Annotated in this window: 19 protein-coding genes and 1 pseudogene; 13 read left to right on the top strand and 7 right to left on the bottom strand. The window is 40.1% G+C overall.

Features of this window, described 5'->3' with window-relative positions:
• Positions 1–75: 75 nt before the first annotated feature.
• The 4 genes from EHO65_RS08515 (at position 76) to EHO65_RS08530 (ending at position 4,000) form a co-directional block, all read left to right on the top strand.
• A complete protein-coding gene (locus EHO65_RS08515) occupies positions 76–1,050 on the top strand; it encodes a hypothetical protein (RefSeq protein ID WP_244243481.1) in 975 nt (324 codons plus the stop codon).
• Positions 1,051–1,055: 5 nt separating this feature from the next.
• Positions 1,056–1,430 carry a phosphatidylinositol phospholipase gene (locus EHO65_RS08520; protein ID WP_208744024.1) on the top strand — a complete coding sequence of 125 codons (375 nt, stop codon included), beginning with the start codon at positions 1,056–1,058 and terminating at the stop codon, positions 1,428–1,430.
• 808 nt (positions 1,431–2,238) lie between these two features.
• A complete protein-coding gene (locus EHO65_RS08525; protein ID WP_135773767.1) occupies positions 2,239–2,454 on the top strand; it encodes a hypothetical protein in 216 nt (71 codons plus the stop codon).
• 100 nt (positions 2,455–2,554) lie between these two features.
• Positions 2,555–4,000, top strand: a complete 1,446-nt coding sequence (locus EHO65_RS08530; RefSeq protein ID WP_135773690.1) for an MBOAT family O-acyltransferase — start codon at positions 2,555–2,557, stop codon at positions 3,998–4,000.
• Here EHO65_RS08530 and EHO65_RS08535 read toward each other — a convergent pair.
• On the bottom strand, positions 3,985–5,463 hold the full coding sequence (locus tag EHO65_RS08535) for a hypothetical protein (RefSeq protein WP_135773691.1): 1,479 nt from the start codon (positions 5,461–5,463) through the stop codon (positions 3,985–3,987). The genes EHO65_RS08530 and EHO65_RS08535 overlap by 16 nt on opposite strands.
• A 91-nt stretch (positions 5,464–5,554) precedes the next feature.
• Between EHO65_RS08535 and EHO65_RS08540 the strand changes: the two genes are divergently transcribed.
• The 4 genes and pseudogenes from EHO65_RS08540 (at position 5,555) to pyk (ending at position 11,681) form a co-directional block, all read left to right on the top strand.
• Positions 5,555–7,099 carry a hypothetical protein gene (locus EHO65_RS08540; RefSeq protein ID WP_135773692.1) on the top strand — a complete coding sequence of 515 codons (1,545 nt, stop codon included), beginning with the start codon at positions 5,555–5,557 and terminating at the stop codon, positions 7,097–7,099.
• Between the two features lie 77 nt (positions 7,100–7,176).
• Positions 7,177–8,223 (top strand): aspartate-semialdehyde dehydrogenase, encoded by a 1,047-nt coding sequence (gene asd, locus EHO65_RS08545; protein WP_135773693.1) that lies wholly within the window; start codon positions 7,177–7,179, stop codon positions 8,221–8,223.
• Positions 8,224–8,239: 16 nt separating this feature from the next.
• Entirely contained in the window at positions 8,240–10,210 is a 1,971-nt protein-coding gene (locus EHO65_RS08550; RefSeq protein WP_135773694.1) for a hypothetical protein, read from the top strand.
• A 40-nt stretch (positions 10,211–10,250) separates the two neighbouring features.
• Positions 10,251–11,681 (top strand): annotated as a pseudogene (pyk, locus tag EHO65_RS08555) (pyruvate kinase).
• Between the two features lie 22 nt (positions 11,682–11,703).
• Here pyk and EHO65_RS08560 read toward each other — a convergent pair.
• From EHO65_RS08560 to EHO65_RS08570, 3 genes are read right to left on the bottom strand one after another with little or no spacing between them, the layout of a single operon-like run.
• On the bottom strand, positions 11,704–11,976 hold the full coding sequence (locus tag EHO65_RS08560; RefSeq protein ID WP_135773695.1) for a hypothetical protein: 273 nt from the start codon (positions 11,974–11,976) through the stop codon (positions 11,704–11,706).
• Between the two features lie 21 nt (positions 11,977–11,997).
• On the bottom strand, positions 11,998–12,381 hold the full coding sequence (locus EHO65_RS08565; RefSeq protein ID WP_135773696.1) for an LBF_4227 family protein: 384 nt from the start codon (positions 12,379–12,381) through the stop codon (positions 11,998–12,000).
• Between the two features lie 13 nt (positions 12,382–12,394).
• Entirely contained in the window at positions 12,395–12,673 is a 279-nt protein-coding gene (locus EHO65_RS08570) for a DUF883 family protein (RefSeq protein WP_100769225.1), read from the bottom strand.
• Positions 12,674–12,879: 206 nt separating this feature from the next.
• Between EHO65_RS08570 and EHO65_RS08575 the strand changes: the two genes are divergently transcribed.
• Entirely contained in the window at positions 12,880–13,293 is a 414-nt protein-coding gene (locus tag EHO65_RS08575; RefSeq protein WP_086445698.1) for a TraB/GumN family protein, read from the top strand.
• A gap of 4 nt (positions 13,294–13,297) precedes the next feature.
• Positions 13,298–13,603, top strand: coding sequence for a 4a-hydroxytetrahydrobiopterin dehydratase (locus tag EHO65_RS20160; protein WP_135773697.1), 306 nt, complete (start codon positions 13,298–13,300; stop codon positions 13,601–13,603).
• Between the two features lie 23 nt (positions 13,604–13,626).
• Here the strand turns inward: EHO65_RS20160 and EHO65_RS08585 are convergent, their stop codons facing one another.
• Both EHO65_RS08585 and EHO65_RS08590 read right to left on the bottom strand, forming a co-directional pair.
• Positions 13,627–14,175, bottom strand: coding sequence for a DUF1564 family protein (locus EHO65_RS08585; protein ID WP_135773698.1), 549 nt, complete (start codon positions 14,173–14,175; stop codon positions 13,627–13,629).
• Positions 14,176–14,339: 164 nt separating this feature from the next.
• Positions 14,340–15,065, bottom strand: coding sequence for a response regulator transcription factor (locus EHO65_RS08590; protein ID WP_008588853.1), 726 nt, complete (start codon positions 15,063–15,065; stop codon positions 14,340–14,342).
• 226 nt (positions 15,066–15,291) lie between these two features.
• Here EHO65_RS08590 and EHO65_RS08595 point away from each other — a divergent pair, with 226 nt between their 5' ends.
• Entirely contained in the window at positions 15,292–15,732 is a 441-nt protein-coding gene (locus EHO65_RS08595; protein WP_135773699.1) for a DUF4279 domain-containing protein, read from the top strand.
• On the opposite strand, the gene EHO65_RS08600 is transcribed toward EHO65_RS08595, so the two are convergent.
• Positions 15,715–16,041 (bottom strand): STAS domain protein, encoded by a 327-nt coding sequence (locus EHO65_RS08600; protein WP_208744025.1) that lies wholly within the window; start codon positions 16,039–16,041, stop codon positions 15,715–15,717. The genes EHO65_RS08595 and EHO65_RS08600 overlap by 18 nt on opposite strands.
• Before the next feature lie 55 nt (positions 16,042–16,096).
• Between EHO65_RS08600 and epmA the strand changes: the two genes are divergently transcribed.
• Positions 16,097–17,041 (top strand): EF-P lysine aminoacylase EpmA, encoded by a 945-nt coding sequence (gene epmA, locus EHO65_RS08605; RefSeq protein WP_135773701.1) that lies wholly within the window; start codon positions 16,097–16,099, stop codon positions 17,039–17,041.
• A 191-nt stretch (positions 17,042–17,232) separates the two neighbouring features.
• Entirely contained in the window at positions 17,233–18,231 is a 999-nt protein-coding gene (locus EHO65_RS08610; RefSeq protein ID WP_135773702.1) for an OmpA family protein, read from the top strand.
• Positions 18,232–18,291: the final 60 nt, after the last annotated feature.

Below are 18,291 nucleotides of genomic sequence, written 5' to 3' on the forward strand. Positions count from 1 at the left end.
AAAAGCTTCCATTTCCCCCAAAAATGGTTAAAAATGGGCTATACTGTCATGTTTTTTCGAATGAGACATAATTTTTTGGCACAGTTCTTGCTTATTGCCTCCTTGGCTTTGGGCTCGAGTTCTGCCTTCGCAGAAGAAGGTTCTGATTCAGGATCTTCTTCTCAAATTATTGTCGAGGCGGAAGAGTCCATTTCGGAAGAACTAAAATCTATCTACCAAGAAGAAGTGGATCAAGTGCTCGCCGAAGGAATTTCTTATTCGGAAGAAGAAAGGTTATCCGACTTTCCTGATCTAGATTCTCTTCTGGCTAAAGAAGGTGCTCCGGGTAGAGTCGCAAAAATTTCTACAGATCAAAAAGTGGAGAAGGGGAAAAATTCTAAATCTGCACTTGGGATCCAAAATCGGAAATCGACCTCTGAAATTCTTTCAGCGTCTTCGGCCCTCTCTCAAAATTGTCTGCTTGGTTTGAATGTTTTATTACCGAATCTAAAAATCGAACAAGGACTTGGCCAGGAGTTCCTACCTAGGGCTCAGGCCCAAGGGCGAACTCGGGTCCAAGAAGTTTCTCCGGTCAGAGTAATTTCTTATACGGATGCTCTATCCGGATGTTCTGAATTGTCCTCCTTATATTTTAGTAAAGAGGGGTTCAGGGCTGAGGCATTCTGTTCTGCTAAAAATCCAAGAAATCAGCATTATCAAGCGGGAGTTACTACCATCCAGGCAGCGAATTCAAATAAAACTGCAGAGAATGCGCTGGAAGTTGGATTAGGTTCTGGAATCCAGCAAATAAAGGGCATTGCCCAGGTTTCTGGGGAATCCTATGAAAATAGGGTGTCCCCTTGGGAAAACGCAAGTAAAAGGGGAGAAAGGCGGTCTTCACTGGTCCGCATCCTGGGCGAAAGTAGGGCCTCAGGATTCTCTTCCGAAAAACTGGAAGCTCATGCTCTGAGCCAGACATTGAAATCATCAATCGAAAAGGACGCATCTAAGGTCGGACAAGACTCGCATAAATTTTCTTCTGGTCGTCCGACCCTAGAAATTCTAACTTAACAAATATGGCCGTGAAGATCAAACGAACCTCTTTTCAGAGGCTTCTGAATGCGATGAAGAAAGTCACTAGCGAGGTGAACGATCACGAAATTCTTCGCAGACTAGAAACTCTCATGGTCACTAGCAAAGAAGATCTGAACCAAACTGTTGTTCGCTCTCTTTTAGAAAATCCTTTAGACTTCGATCCTAAATCTGTACCTGAACCTTATGCACAGTACGTTAGACATTTCGTATATATGGTGAAACGAAATAAGAAAATGGGACTGGATGTGAACTTCGATGCAAGTGCGATCGATTCAAAAAAAGATAAAAAGAAATTAACTACTCCCAAAAAATCCGTTCCGGCCAAAAAACAAGCCCCTGCTCGCAAAAGAGCTTAAATTCTCAAATCTTCCCTGTGCTGCGCACAGGGCTAAAAACCAATTTCCATAAAACGGCAGCAGAACCCACTAAGTGCCCGAATTTAGGCGAATATCTTTGCAAATAGGCAGTTTCTGCCCAAATGTCGACTTTCGGAGCCTATATTTTGGCAATTACATAACTGCCTAATCATAAGCAGGGAAAATGCCGAATTGCCGAATACAAATTGGGACTTCCGTATGGGCGTTATTGCGGAAAGGCAAGATTTCGTCCTTCATGGTGGTAGGGCGCGGGCTTAGTTTTGAGAGCCGAAGTTATTGGTTAATCGCACTCTGGGGTAAGTCCATTGCATAGGCGTTGATTCGTTTATTCGGAACAGGGTTATGGTGCCCAAGAATGAGCAATTAATTATGATACTTATTCTGGCTCCGGAGAAAGGAAGGGAGGCGGGGATTTCTGTAAATTGAGGATAAGGCCGAAGATTTCGACTCTTCGGGGTAATTGGATTTTGTATTCCGTCTTTGCTATTGGCAGCATATTGATATCTATTGGTTTCTTAGGGCTCTGAGCCAAGAAGCCCTATATCCGATAAACCTCAACTGCCTGCTTTCGGGCGCCAAAACAGAATTTTCCTAGTATTCTGAGTTTTTATTAAGAGTCTCAGGATGAGCAAAGTGAGGCTTTTCGTCTGGTCCAATGGATGGCTAATTTTCTCTCATATTCATGCCATAAAGTCATGTGTATCCAATTTACATCCCCATGAGGTTTTGGCAGACCGCGGGCAGCTTTCTTCTTGCGAAAGGAAGATGGTTCGTAGATCCTCTTCCAATGGCCGAGGTAATCAAATTAAGAGTGAAATGCCATGCCTGCTCAAATTTAATCGAAGGTTCCGCTAAGTATGGCGGCGGACACTATGTTCCGGAAGGTGTAAACTTCGAATTTGTAGCAATTGGAAAGGTAGACACGCCGAAAGGTCGCCGAGTGAAGGCTGAAATCACTGCCGATTGTCCGAATTGTGGGGTCCGCTGTAAGTGGACAATATGAATCGATTTTTATTAGTCTTCAGTATGATTAAAATTAATCTTTAATTTGATTAATAATTAGCGATTATTTTATTTTTTAAAATATGCTTAAATTTAGGTAAATGAATTTCGCGGCACCTCTATTTCTCTTCTTCTTTCTGCTTGTTTTTGGGCTAAGATGGGTCCTCCCCAGGCTGAAATGTCTTCCGGATTGGATTTCAAAGCCATTTCTTTTAGCAGGGAGCTATTTTTTCTATATGTCCTGGAATCCTAAGTTTGGACTCCTCCTCTTTGGGACTACTGTTCTAGATTATTGGATCGGAAGATTAATGGACCAAAAAGAAGGAAGGTCTCGAGCGATCTTACTGTCTATTTCTTTGGTTTTGAATATAGGTGTTTTAGCATTTTTTAAATATTTCATTTTCTTTATGCAATCCGGAAATGCCGCATTATCGGCATTTGGGCTAAATTTGAGTTTTCCTGTATGGCGTATTGTGCTCCCTGTAGGTATCTCTTTTTACACTTTTCAGTCCCTTAGTTACACAATCGATGTGTTTAGAAGAGAAATTTTGCCTGAAAAGAATTTTTGGAACTATGCGCTCTTTCTTTCCTTTTTCCCTCAGTTGGTTGCCGGTCCGATCGTTCCGGCCAAGACCTTTTTGCCCCAACTGAAATCTTGGGTAACATGGAAGGAACTCCCGCTCAAGGAAGGTCTCGTTTTAATTTTGATAGGCGTATGGAAGAAGGTAGTGATCGCTGATCAACTTTCTATCTTACCTGATTCTTTTTATCGTTCTCCTACTGAATTCTCGAGTGCCTATGCATGGGCAGCGGTTTTTGCATATTCTCTTCAGATCTATTGTGATTTTAGCGGATATACTGATATAGCCTTGGGCTGTGCTTTTCTCCTCGGCTTCAAATTGACTGAAAATTTTAGGATGCCTTATCTTGCTTCAGGGTTTTCCGATTTTTGGAGAAGATGGCATATCTCTCTTTCTTCTTGGCTTCGGAATTATTTATACATCCCTCTGGGTGGGAATCGTAAATCTGAGCTAAGAACATATGTGAATTTATTTCTGACTATGCTTCTGGGCGGTTTATGGCATGGAGCCAGTTGGAATTTTGTGGTCTGGGGCGGATTTCACGGCATTTTTTTAGGTCTCGAAAGATTAGGTAAAAGGTTTTGGCCTGGTTTCTTCTCACCTGAAAACGGATCTGGAGTTTTAGGAAGATTCTCTTATAGGATTTTTGTGATCTTAGCTGTGGTTCTTTGCTGGGTCTTTTTCAGATCTCCGAATTGGAAGACTACAGGGATTGTTTTCGAAAAACTTTTTAGGTTTTCGAGCGGCGCGGATCCGGCATATTCTACTTTGCGTATTTTGTTTATTGCATTCTTTTTATTTTTTGTCGCGACCTGGATCGGAAATCGGGACGAGAAAAGTGGTAGTTTTCGTAGATTTTATGAAGGTTTACACCCTGTAATCTTCGGCGTTTTGTTAGGTATTGGACTTTTGTTTGCGGCAGTATTCTCTTCCGAGTCCCAGCCGTTTATTTATTTTGTTTTTTGAACAGGTCTTTGCAGATAATCTCTGATCTTTTCTGTTTCTTCATAGACCCAAATTTTTCCGGTTCCGGATTCACAGTTTAAAACGCGAGAAGGTTCTCCATAGAATGATTTGATTCTGGATTCTCCCAGCCCTTCCGGCAATATTGCGATCGGACCTTCTGGTGGGAATAGGAACCATTCTTTATTGGAAACTGAATAAGATCCTTCTAATGTACTGAAATCTATTGGGTAAGCCAGGACTCTTTTTTCGGAATATGTGAGTATTCGTCTAGCTTTTCGAGGTTCTGAGAGTACGAATACGAATGAATCTTTTTCTTTCCATTCATCTACGCAAACTGTTTCAGGAGGTCGGATAGATTCCCTTGGATCTCTGAATTGTCCGGTTCCTTCTCCAAATGCCGCAAATATCCCAAGTCCGAATATCAGTCCTAAAAATGCGAAATTCCTAGAATGGCTTAAATAGTTTTGGTTTTTGACAGAAGGTAAAATTCCAAATAAAACCGGAACCATCACGATTGCAGGTAGGCTGTATTTGAGCGAATTTTGGCCGGAATATAACCCGAGTAAGGGCGGTAATATACAAAGACTAAGCTGGAAATACCCTAAAAATCCGTAACTATGCCCGGATTCTTTTCCTTTTCTTAAACATAAAATTCCACCTAGGATCGCGAATGTTAGAAAGATCCCTGATAGTTTTAGGCTTATGATTGCCGTGAAAAAATCACTCCACCAATGTGAGATCGATTCGAGCGTAGATAGTTTATTTGGTGAGTTGATCGCTAAAAATATTTTTATGAATGAATGAAGTCCTAGTCCGATTAGCCCAGTTGCGAAAAATCGGATGGAGATGAGTGGGAAAGAAATTCCCCAACGACCGTACCTTCTCGCCCAAGCAAGCAAAGTGGGCAGATATAATTCTAAAACTAAGATCCTATCCGAAACTGTGAGTAGAGAAAGTAGAGGAAAAACGGAATATTTTGGGACCTTCTCTCTTTTTAAATAAGGCCAGATCCAGAGACTTGTGAGAAAGGCGCTGATATGTACGGAGGGGAAATATAAAAAGTATAATAAGGGAAATTTTTCGGCGATCAAAAATAGGAAAGATAATGCGAGTAAGCTGAAGACGTAACTTTGGGGCCTTGGCATTTTTGGCTCCATTGCTCGAATAAATTTTCCTAAAAGATATGCGAGTAAAGAGTTCTGGAAGATAGCATAGAGTGTTAATGTCCTGAAAACATTCTCAGTGATATAACCGAATATAAAAACGATCGGTAGGTCCGGAAAAAAATAAGGTGTAGGTGCGAATGACCAGGCCCTTAAGGAACCTCCGTCCCGAAGCACATCGATTAACACGGAAGGAAGATACAAAGCCTCCACGTTCCAGAAAATTTCTTTAGGTGCCGTAAATAGGGAAAATATAAGTGAGGCTAGGAAAATAATTATAGAAGTCCAGAGCCAAACCACTTGGGAATCGTGGCTAATACCTCATCCTAGGTAAAGTAGAAAACGAAACAATTTCTGGACAAAGAGGCAATTACTTTCAGTTTATGGAGCTGTGTCCCGTTCCAAGTTAACGATCTTATTTTCCGTTGTTATCTCAGTTATTTTTTTGGACTTCTTTTTGTTCCGATACTCGTTTTGGCTCTTGCCTAACGAATCTTCCTGGGGCGCGGATTATTTTTATAATTTTTTACACGAGTTTAAAACTTTCGAAAAAATTTCGAAGCAGAAATTCCGCGTTTTGGTAATAGGTTCCAGCGTTACGGGTTATTCTATTAATCCTAAAGACTTAGAAGAGGAACTTCGTAAGGTCACAGGGAAAGATCTAGAAGTCATTTTTTTGTCTTATGCAGGTATGCCTCCCATGGATGCGTACTTGATGAAGGACCAATTCCTAAGTTTGTCGCCGGATCTTGTTGTGTATCCTGTGAACTTTGTAGATTGGAGATTGTATAGGACCTATGTTCTCGATCCTAAGAACGGTAAAAACGAAACCGCAGAAGAATCTAAGCTAATCCTGGATGCTCTGGACTTTAGGGATGCTCCGCAATCCAAGATCATTTTTCCTTGGGAAAGTCTATCAGAGTTTTGGGATTTAATCGGATTGGAGAAAAGTGCGGAATATTTAGCTGCTTCTATCTTTGGTTCTTATCGTTATAAGGAAATTTACTGGAAAATTTCTTCTTCTCTTTATGAACATCGATTTGGTAGGAACACCAGCTTCAGAGAGTATAACGGAGTGGACATTCCTGAGAAGGTGACCTTTAGGGGCTGGACTGGGAAAGTTTTTTCTTTCCAACCTAAACCATATATGGCCAGAAAGGGTTTTTATATCCAGGTGGTGGAAGAAGTCCTTAAAGATGGAAAGTTGATCCTGAACTTGGAAAATTCTTCCCATACAGTTAAGCAGACTCTGGAATTTACGAGCCCTGGTTGGAAAAAAATTCTGTTAAACCCTAGGTTTTTAGACCAAGGGGAGAAGGATAACTGGGTCCGCGCAGAAGTTTCCAATACTTGGATCCCATATTTTGCGGGACCTGAACATAAGGATTGGGCCCAGGATGTTCTAGGAATCAGGCTCCAGCAGATTTTTGGGAAAGAAGATGACCTTTCTCTTTTGGACAGAAGACCAGTGCGAGAAGAAAGGTTGGAAGACCTACGCTTTCTAGGGATGTCCGATAAGGAATATGAAGAATACTTTTACTTTCGACTTCTTACAGACCTAAAAAAAAGACCGGGATTACAGTACATTCAGGTGTTGGCGGACTCTAAGAAGAAGATCGCAAAAGAAAAGTTCCGACCTATTCTTCATTTTCGTTATATGAAGAAGTTACTTTCTTTTTTCAAAGAGAAGGATTTGCCATTTCTCTTAATAAACAATCCTGAAAATCCAGTCAGTCTTTCCTGGTATGGGGATTCGGATTGGTATAAAGAGCATTTGTCTTATTTGAAAGAGATCAGCGGCGGTGGGGACAATTTTGCGGATCTAAGCAGGGTGCTGCCTTCTACAGATTTTTGGGATTTTCATCACCTTACATATGAAGGGACTCATAAGATGAATTCTAAGTATGCTTCGCTCATATCTAAATTTGTCGAATGACAGTCCATGGTCTTAGAAAAAAATAGAGAAAAACAATGAAATGCAGACTTTAAGTCTGAGAGCGGTAAATAAGTTCTATGAGCAAAATTAACGTAGCTGTTTTGGGAGCCACTGGCTCCGTCGGGCAAAGGTTCATCCAACTTTTGGAAAACCATCCTTATTTTCAGGTAACCCATTTATGCGCATCCGAGAATAGCGCAGGCAAAACATATGCGGACGTTATGAAGAAGCGTTGGAAAATCTCCGGCGATATTCCTAAATACGCTCGTGACATAATTATCACATTACCAGACCCTAAGAGCGCCCCGGGTGTGAAACTGGCTTTTTCAGGTTTGGATGCTTCCGTTGCGGGAGAAGTAGAAACTTCTTTTGCAGAAGCCGGTATTCATATTATCTCCAATTCTAAAAATCATAGAATGGTGGAGAATGTTCCTCTTCTTTCTGCAGAAGTGAATTCAAACCATTTGGATGTTCTCTCTAGTCAAAAAACTCCAGGAAAGATCGTGACTAACTCCAATTGTACGATCATGGGCGTGACAATTTCTCTCAAACCTCTATACGAAAAGTTTGGTATAGAGTCCGTTATGTTATTCTCTATGCAGGCAATCTCTGGGGCAGGTTATCCAGGAGTTCCTACCATGGATATTTTGGGGAACGTAGTCCCTTTTATCGGCGGAGAAGAAGATAAAGCGGAGATTGAACCTCTGAAATGTCTTGGAAAGACCGAAGGTGGAAAAATTGTGAATGCGGATTTTAAAATTTCCGCTCATTGCAATCGAGTTCCCGTTTTTGACGGGCATACAGTTTGTGTTTCCGTGAAATTCAAGAAGAAGCCAACCGAATCCGAAATTTTAGAAGCCTGGTCTTCATTTAAAGGCGAGCCTCAAGAATTAAAGTTGCCTCTCGCTCCGGATTTTCCGATTCTTTATCGTCAAGAAGAAGACAGACCACAGCCTCGTCTCGACCTGGAAACAGGGAGAGGTATGACTACCGTAGTGGGAAGACTTAGACCGGATCCGATTTTAGATTGGAAATATGTTGTCCTAAGTCATAATACGGTCCGTGGGGCTGCCGGTGCCGCGATTTTAAACGCGGAATTGATGTATCGGAAAAACCTACTCTAGTCGAAGAGGATGACTCATGCTGGATCCCCAATCTCCGGAACTCAAGGTAGCGGATTATAACTCGGCCTTACAGTTAACCCAAGCTTTAGAGGCCAGAGGGGATTTTCAGTACAAGGGAATTCATAAATTAGTACTGATTATTGGCGACTGGACAGAAAAGTTTGTAGCCAATAAAATTCTTCCGAGTGCGGAACAGCTCTCCAGAGAACTAACTTTGGATAAGGAAAGGGTAAACGCTTATCTTAGAGAGATGAGTGCTCGCCAAAATCCTCCTATCGTAAAAAAGATCTGTATGGTGGATTATAATCCCACCGGAGATTCTTCCGACGGAAGGATTGCTTCGTTTCTAAGATTGATCACAGTATTTGCCAGACCTTCTCAAACGGATGCCGGTTCTAGTCACAGATATGTGGACGGAGTGAATCAAACTTCTTTCAGTTCCATTCAAAGATGGGTAAAGGAGAAGAGACAATTTCCCGGGAAAGAGGCTTTCCAGAAATGGATCTACGATTGTATTGATAATAATAAATTAAGCGAGACCTACGCTTCTTCCGAGATCGGGAATTTGTTTCAGGATAATTTTGATGTTACTCCTGTTTTAAAACAAACGACGATCAATATCCATTTAAAACCGGTTCTTAAAAAATTGGTGGATTCTAGAATTCTGTATTTTTATAGAAATGAGAATGCTTTAAGTCCAGGAAATCGTTCTGTTTTTTATTATAATGTCCAGGATGAGATTATCGCGAGACTGGATGCTTATAAAAAATATTTGAGTGAACGAATTATTCCGGAGTTGCAAAGGATAGGCGTACTTGGCAATTTTTCAGAACAAGATCTTCAGAATACTCGTGGTATTGCAGGACAAGTCCTTCCTTTTTTAAGCCCGGCCTACGGTGACCAAAAAACCGCGGTTGAGGAACTTCTTTCTCTGATCCATTTCGAAGAAGAGGAAAAAGAGAAAAAAGAAAAAGAAGAGAAAAAGGCGAAACTTTCCGAATTACTCGACTATATTAAATCTGCAAATCGATTGGTGGATCTAAATTATCTTCGTTTTCGTGGAGAACCAATTGAAGAAGAAGTCAAAAATCTTATCGTCAATCACGATATGATCATGAGCGCGGATTTCGCGGATAAAAAAGGCCTGTATGTTTTCGTTCTTCATAAAGATTGTATCAATGGTGCAGTCGAAACTGCCAAAAGGGTTTTTGCAGCTACTGGAAATGACAGCGAGATCCGTGTTTTAGCAAAAATGAATATTAGGGACATGATGGAGTCCAGAGAGGCGAGTTCTCAATTTGAGAAATTAGAATATTCTTCTCTTTTTAAATATCTTCCTTTTATCACCAGATTTTTCAGATCTCTCTTCGGGAATAACGTAGTTCATAGATTCGAAGCCGAGGAGATTAGAGCTAGACTTGCTTCCGAGCAAAATAAAAAGATCTTAGAAGCAAGAACCAAGGTCGCTCAGGAAGAAAAAGTAAAACTTGCCGAAAGAAGAGTAAAAGACAGAGAGGCAGTCGAGGCCACTGCAAAGGCGAGAGCGGCAGCTGCAGTCGCAAATTCAGACTCGAGTTCTCCTGCGAGAAGTTCCGGATTGAGTTCGGAGCAAGAAGCTGAGGTCAAACGAAATCTTTCTGCAGTTTTAGATGTTATAGACCATGCATGGGGCCAGGATGAACTTCCCGACAGGGAATATCTCTTACAAGCTTTAGGCGGAGATATGGACGAAAATACTCTAATAAACTTCCTGAAAAAGAATGCAAAAAAGGAAATCCATTCCTTTATGGTTAGAAATCAGGAAGAGCAGTATTCTTTTCCGATCCTCATCTCTAGAAGGTTCTTGAAAAAGAACGGTAAAGCTTTGCTGGATAAGGCGAAGAGGATCGTAGACGAGCAAAAAAACGCAGGCATGCCTGAGCAGGAAAAATTCGATTTTTATATTTCTTTCGAAGATTTTCTGAACAGAACACTTCCTAAAATCTAAGCTCGGATCGTTAGAGCAATTTTAATAAAACCGAATATACATGAAGAATGAATTAGTTAATTTCAGAAAAACTAAAATTATCTGCACTATCGGCCCAGCAACTGCCGACAAAAAAATGATCCAGTCCCTTGCAGAGGCAGGGATGAATATCGCCAGATTGAACATGTCTCATGGAAATCATGACTTCCATAGATCCATAATTCGAGCCATAAAATCCCTGAATAAAGATGTATTAAAGCATCCGATTGCGATCTTATTAGATACCCAAGGTCCGGAAATTCGGACTGGAGATCTGCAAGTGGATCATTTGGATCTGAAAGTAGGAGAATCTTTTACTTTTCATATCATTCCAGGAGAAGAATCCGAGGAACAATCTGTTTTCGTAAATTAACGCGATATCGTCAAAGATCTTAAGATTGGGGATAGAGTCACTGTAGATAATGGCCTCATCAATCTTGTAGTGGAAGAAATCCAAGAGACTGCTTTGAAATGTAAAGTTGTCGATGGTGGGAAATTAGGTTCTCGCAAACATATAAATCTTCCAGGCATCCGCGTTAATTTGCCTTCTATCACTCAGAAAGATCAGAAAGATATTCTTTTTGGTTTAGAAGAAGATGTGGATTTTATTGCTCTTTCATTTGTCCGTTCTGCGGAAGATATTCATCAACTTCGTAAGATCATAGAAGAAAATAACGGTCATACTGATATCATCGCTAAGATAGAAGACCAAGAAGCCGTTAAAAACATGTTAGAAATAGTGGAAGCTGCTGATGGTGTGATGGTCGCAAGAGGGGATCTTGGCGTGGAACTTCCAATTGAGGAACTTCCTCTAATCCAACGCGCTATTATCCGAGAATGTGCGATCAAAGGAAAAAGAGTGATCGTTGCGACTCACCTTTTGGAATCTATGATCAATAATCCTTCTCCTACCCGGGCGGAAGTGACTGACGTTGCCAACGCAGTTTTTGAAGAAGCAGATGCAATCATGTTATCCGGTGAAACTGCCGCAGGAAAATTCCCAGTTCGTTGTGTGGATATGCTCCATAAGATCTCGGAAAGAGTGGAGAAGGCGCCTGGGCTAGGTTATGTTTTGGAAAGAGTTCCTTCCAACAAGAAGGAAGAGATGGCCAGATCTGCGGCCATGCTCTCCGATTCCATCAAATCACCTGCGATTATAGTAATTACTAGGAGAGGAACTACTGCTTTGAATGTGGCTTCTTTCCATCCCAGATTTCCCCTCATCTATGCTTTCACTAATATGACTACGGTCCGTCGTAAACTTTGGCTGACCCGAAGTGTAATTCCGTACCGGATCGATTTTTCCAGCGATCCAGAGAAGACAATTAAGCTAGCGATTGAAACTTTGAAGTTGAGCGGCCGAGTGAAGGAAGGGGATCAGGTTGTGATCTTGTCGGATATTATTGCTGGTGCAGACCGGGTGGAGACGATCCAGATCCGAGAGGTGAAGTGAAGGGGGTGGTAGGAACTCCTGACTATTCTGAAGCTTCTTCGGTCTCTTGGTTTAGTAATTTTAGGATCCAATCCTGAAGCCCGAGGCTTTGGAAGGCTTCAATTACCATTCCTGTATAACTAATGGAAGATTGTAATCTTTCAAAACTCAATCGAACCTGTAGTTTTTTGATCTGTAGATATAGCTGGAGCTCTTCCTTGCTCATTTGAGAAGGGTCCTTCCATGGAGTGTAGTCTTCTCCGGAGAGAGGATTCAGGGAGAAGATACGATTTTCTTTGTTTTTAGTCTTATTCATGGGCGGGAGTTCCTTCCACTTTTACCCTTTAAGTTTTCGAATAAGAGCGAAAACTCCTATTAAAGAAATAAAAAGGCAAAGACCCCCAGTTCCCAAGGCTGCGGGTAACGGATCTCCTGCAAATTGTCTCTGTAAATAGAGGAAGAAAGCAGCCAGAAAGAATAATACACTTAAACTTACGAAGAAAAGAGCAATCCGGAAGAATATATAGGCTTGAATACCTAATACAATCTTCTCTGTTGCGATCTTTTTTGCATATAGAAGAAGAGTTTCGAAATATTCTGCGATCGAGTTGATGAAAGCGAGTAGGTGTTCCTTCAGTTCGAAACTTGAAAATGAAGTTCCATCCTGTTTCTCGCTATTTTCGTAAGGAATTTCTTCTGAATCCGTTCTTTTAGCGGCCAATGGATGTTCCGTTTTATTTTCTACGACCGATAAGCATTCCAATGATAACGCCTATCCCGACTCCCACGCCTAATCCGATCAAAGTTGCTTTTTGTGGATTTTCTTTTATATAAGTTCCAGTTTGATCAATGATTTGTTTAGCTTTTTCACTGGTCTCACCAGTAACTTGCTTTAATTTTTCCTTTAGGTCAGATACGTGTTCCAAGTATTCCTCCCGGGCCTTTCCTGTAATTTGTTTGGCCTTATCTTTCAAAATTTGGAGTTCTTCGCTTAGATTATCACCTTTAGACATAAGAACGCCCTCCAGATACTTTTATGTTAGTATAGCTAATCAATTTCAAGAATTTTACATCTTGAAATCATTCAATCGTAAAAATTAAGGACTTTAAATTTGACCATAGGGATAAATAAGTCGATATATTAGGTCTAACCGGCAGACGGATAGAAAATCGAAGCGAAAACCATTCCGGTCGATGCAAAGTAAAAAGGGGATGGCACATGAATTTATTATCTAAAATAGCTAAGATAAGAAGAACTCAAAGGCAGAGAATATACAACAGGGCATATCGCCAAGCTTTGAAACATTTGAAGCGCGAATTTAAGGCTGAAGCTGATCGTCATGCGCAAGCAGAGAAAGAATTAGAGAAATATTATCGTAAAGATGTGGACAGCGAGGCGAAAAAGACCCGCAAGAAAATTCAGGAATTAGAAAACTATAAACTTCTCCTTGAAAGAAAGGAAATGGAAATCGAATCTAAGCTTGCTTTTCTGAACGATCAGCTTCACAAAATCGAAGAGTTAAAAGCCAGAATGGACGGGGCTGTCAATTTAATGGCGCGTGCAGGCTCTCTTTCAAACGGTGCGATTGATGATGCGGAGAAAATCAAGCAGGCTTTGAAAAAAGTGCTCTAATTTTATGGGTAATTCTCCAGTTCCGCTTTCAGTAGAGCAAGTTAGGAAGGAACTCCCGACTACTTGGGAAATATTGACAACTGATACAGCTCCAAAAATTGTTCGAGTATATAAATTACCTGAATATAATGATGGGATTAAAATCATCACAGCTTTAGCGAACATAGCTAATAATATGGATCACCATCCCGAAATTCTGTTTTCGTATAGTTTGGTTAGAGTGGAATTATATACCCACACAACAAATGGATTGTCCAGCTTTGACTTAGAATTTGCTCTTTCTGCCGAGAATCTCTTTAGCAATCTATAATATATTAGTGATATCTTAAATCTTTAAGCGATTTTTGGTCCATGAGGATTCTTTCTCTTCGCTCCAAAATTTGATTTCGCAGATTGATAATCTAAGATCCGTAGCTCTCGGAAGAAGATCTTAGATTCAAAGTTTGCATGAATAGCTGCCTTTATTTGCCAAATTATTTTTTCTTCATTTGAGAAGCCTTTCGATTTATACGCTTCCAATAGTAGCACGAAAAAATAACACATTGAAACCCCGTGACTAATGGCGAGACTTCTAAGTTGAATCCAATCCTCTGATCTTGGTCTGAAGTTGAATTTTATATACTTATTCTCTTTCAATTTTCCCCGAATTTTCTGGTACTTAGTGTATATTGATTCAGAATTAACATGCCTAATTGAATGAAAGTTTCTTCGTTGGCTTGCGAGCGTTTTCTTTAATAAAGAGTTGATACCGTTTTTGCGAACATATTTTGCGAGGTGCGGGGGAATCAAAAGTGTCGAAACTTTACGTTTCTTTTTGATTATGTTTTCTAAAGATACATTTTGGGAGAAGGAACGGTGAAAAGTGGGTTTAATTTTTTCCATAAAAGGAACGGGTCTTGAAATGGAAAAAGGGAGCGAATTTTTTTACTGAGCTCGTGACTCATATACAAATTATAGAAAGTATTTTTAGGAAGGAACTCCCGCGAGATATCCGTTCTTAAAATCGCTTAAGAACGGATTTTTACAGTATTCTGAAGCCGAAAGATCTAATCTATAATTACGATACCTTCATAATTATCAGTAAATCTATAACCAATTCCCCAAATTGTTTCGATCCACTCAGGCTGAGCCGAATTTTTTTCCAACTTTGAACGAATTCTCTTTATATGGGAGTCGATCATTCTTTCAAATCCATCCCATTCCATTCCCCAGACTGCTTCTAAGATCATTTCTCTTGAGAAAACTTTACCTGGAGAAGTTGCCATAAGTTGTAAAATATCAAATTCTTTTCGAGAAATGTTGATCACTTGATCTTTTAAAGTGACCCTACGGCGAACCGGATCGATTTTTAAAGACCCTCTGATTATTTCTCCGCCGCTTCCGATATTCGGTTTAATTCCTGCTTTTTTGTCCCATCTGCGGAAGAATACATCTACTCTTGTTTTTAATTCTCTTACGGAGAAAGGCTTTGTGATATAATCATCTGCGCCTAACTCAAGTCCCATTATTCGATCGATTTCTTCATTTCGAGCAGTAACTATAAAAATCGGGGTATTCTCATCAGACCTTCGGACAGTCCGACATACATCCATTCCGTCAATATCCGGTAAGGAAAGATCTAAAATTAGGAGGTCAGGATGGTTTGCCTTATAGTATTTAAGGCCCTCTTCGCCAGAAGTTTGAATTGTGGTTCGGTAATGAGCTGAATCCAATGACTTTCGTATTAAATTCCCGATGTCCGGATCATCTTCAATTACCAGAATATTCTTCATAAGCGCCTCAGGTGTATTGGATGTTAAATTTAACCTCATTACAACATATTATTCCCACCAAAATTGTAACATAGCAAAAAATGGGATTTTAAATGTATTGATTGGAAAACAAAAATTCGAAAAATGCGATATGTTTGGCGTTTTTGACGGTTTTGCTATTCATCTTTAATGGCATTTTCGGAGAATTCTTATTTCTTAATGTGAAAAGTCTGGTTTTGGGCAATTTATGAAATATAGTAACCCTTCTTTCCCGCGGAGTTGGGCTCTTATTGCGGTTTCTGAACCTGGATTAGATGTTCAAGAAGTAACCAGAACTCTTGGGATCCGACCGGACTTGTCGGTAAATAAAGGAGTTCCTGCCATCTCTGGGAAATCGGTTGCTTCTTCCTTGTGGCAAATTCACTCGAAAAAGGATGCAAGTTCGCCATTAGAAGATCATATCCAAGAGTTATTGGAAAAAATAGCCCCTCGTCGCAAGGAATTCCAAAGTTTTTGCGAAAAACATAATGTCATACTTTATTGTTCTGTTGAATTCAATAATGGTAATTTAGAAGAAACTGCGCTAAGCGCTCGGACTCTTTTATTACTCGGAAATCTTGGGTTGAAATTGTCCTTTCATGCTTGGAATGTTCCAGAAAGAAGGAGAAGGTCAGAGGATCAGAATTAACTCTTCTAAGGAAAAAGTTTTAATGTATTTTCGAATCGGAGGCCTCGGTTTGGAAAGAATTAGCACTCGATTCTTTTCTCGCAGATCTAAAGCATATTTGATCAACTTTTCTATTACTGAGAATGGCAAAGTTTCGAATTTTGATATTTCTAATTTTACATGCCGATTTGTTTCATAAAAGGCCATCGCTAAAACTGAGTTTAATTCCCCTAAGACCTGTTCATTCACCTCAGAAAGAAGAGGTTCAATCTCTACAGCTTTAGGCTTTTTTCTTATTTCGAAATAACTGTATTTTCGGATATACTCCATAATCATTGCCCTTTCTAAAGGATTAATACTATTTTGAGCGATTTTGTATTCGAAGATGAAGCTGAATAACTTAGAAATATTGTCATTTCGATCCGGATTTTTACATGCTACGAGAACTTTTTTTCATGAGAAGGGATTTCTAGAGGTTGATACTCCGTCTTTAAAAACAATCCCAGGAATGGAACCGTATTTGGATCCATTTTTGGTAGGATCTCCTTCTGGTATAGAGAGGGGATACCTGATTACTTCTCCGGAATATTCTCTCAAGCAAGCTTTATCTTTAGGTGCAGAAAAAGTATACGAAATTGCACATACGTTTCGTTCAGGAGAGAAGGGGAGTTCCTACCATACTGCTGAGTTTCTCATGCTAGAATTTTACCAGACGGGCACTGATTTGCACCAGGCAATGGACCTTCTTGAGGAATTGATCCGATGGCTTGTGAGTAAACTCGGACTTACTCTTCCGGAAAAGCCATTCCAAAGAAAATCAGTGAAGGAACTCCTCTCCAATCTAGCGGATGTAAATTGGGATAGAGATTCCTTAGAACGAAAAATAACAGAATTGTCTCTAACAAATCTTCCTTTCGATTCGATGGAATATGAAGACTGCTTTTTTTTAATATTCTTAAACTTATTAGAGCCAAACTTCACTGCGGAATTTCAATTCATCTACGATTATCCTCCTGAGATGGCGGCTCTTTCTCGAATTGAAGATGGGGTTGCGAAAAGGTTCGAATTATATTTTGGAAATATAGAATTAGCTAACGCATTTTATGAACTTTTGGACCCGATAGAGCAAAGGGTTCGTTTTGAAAAAGAGCAGGCGTTGAGAAAAAAGTTAGGTAAGGAAGTTTTTCCAGTTCACGAAGAGTTTCTTCAGGCTCTAGAAAGAGGTATCCCGGAATGTTCTGGAATTTCGATCGGATTGGATCGTCTTCTAATGGTTCTTTTGGGAAGGAACTCCCTCTCAGAAGTTAGCCCATATTGGCGAGAAATTTGAAAACAGCCGATTTTATTCTCTTCTAACTTCATTTAGAATTAAGAAAGCATCATGGAGGGTTCGATAATGAATATAGGCCTCACAAAACTTTTGTTGCACGGATCTTCTATCAATTTAACTTAAGATTTGATTTACCTCGAAAAGGGTTCTTCAAATAAAAAGATCCATGGCCTTTAGTGCGGACGGAGAATATGACTAAGAAGCAGAATTATTACGTCACTATAAAAGGCAAAAAATATGATCGAGGCCTGATTGAGCTAGCAGAGAAAGCTACCTCAGGTAAAAAAGATGGACGTATTTCGATCGCAGATGCAAAGAAACTTCTCAACGCTGTAAAGGATAACAATACCTATACGGACATCGAAAAGAAAACGATGGAGTATGTCCGTGAGAATTTTCAATTTACTGCAAAAGCAGACGAGTGGTTTCGCACTGAAATTCGCAAATGGGCCGCTGAAAAATCTTCTCATACTCAAACCAAATCTTCCCCACAAGAGGAATACACGTCTCACGATGAAGCGATTAGTCTTATGAGTTCTCAGCATTCTGAACCATATAGAGGTTATATCCCGACACCTTCTGCAGGCCAGGTAAAAAAACAAAATAGCATTCCGGTCCTTGTCCTTTCGCTCATTATTCTTGGTGGTTTTGGAATTGGGATCTACTATGCTTTCCGAAATAAAGAAAAGAATTCCATTAGCCATACTGAAGAAGTTAAAGAAAATAAACCTAATCAAGTAATAGAGGAGAAGAAGGAAAATTCTCCCTCTTCTGAAAAGGGAAGCATTTTCGGCTTCTTCTCGCAGAAACACGAGCCAGCGAATTTTCCCGGAAAAGACGGGGAGCTTGCTTCTAAAATCCAATCTTCTCCTATTCTTTTTGATAAAAATGATATAAAAATTCCTCAATCCCAAAGAAGGGTCCTGGATTCTCTTACATTCCTTCTAAAAAAACATTCGGATGCTAAAGCTGTTCTTATCGGGCATGCTTCTTCCGAAGGAACTGAAGAAGTGAATCTGAAAGTGTCCCAGCTCCGAGCGGAGATGGTCAGGGATTATTTATTGGGAAACGGTTTGGAAACTTCTCGTTTCATTTTGGAAGCGAAAGGTTCCCAAGTGGTTTCTTCTCCCGAAGGAAAGGGACAAAGTCAGGAAAAAAACAGACGAGTGGATATCCAAATCGTCAAGTGAAGGGGAGTTATCTCCCTTTTCTTCTCTCTTCCAATTCCTGGTAGGAACTCCAGACCTTTT

This window comes from Leptospira andrefontaineae, assembly GCF_004770105.1.
Taxonomy (GTDB): domain Bacteria; phylum Spirochaetota; class Leptospiria; order Leptospirales; family Leptospiraceae; genus Leptospira_B; species Leptospira_B andrefontaineae.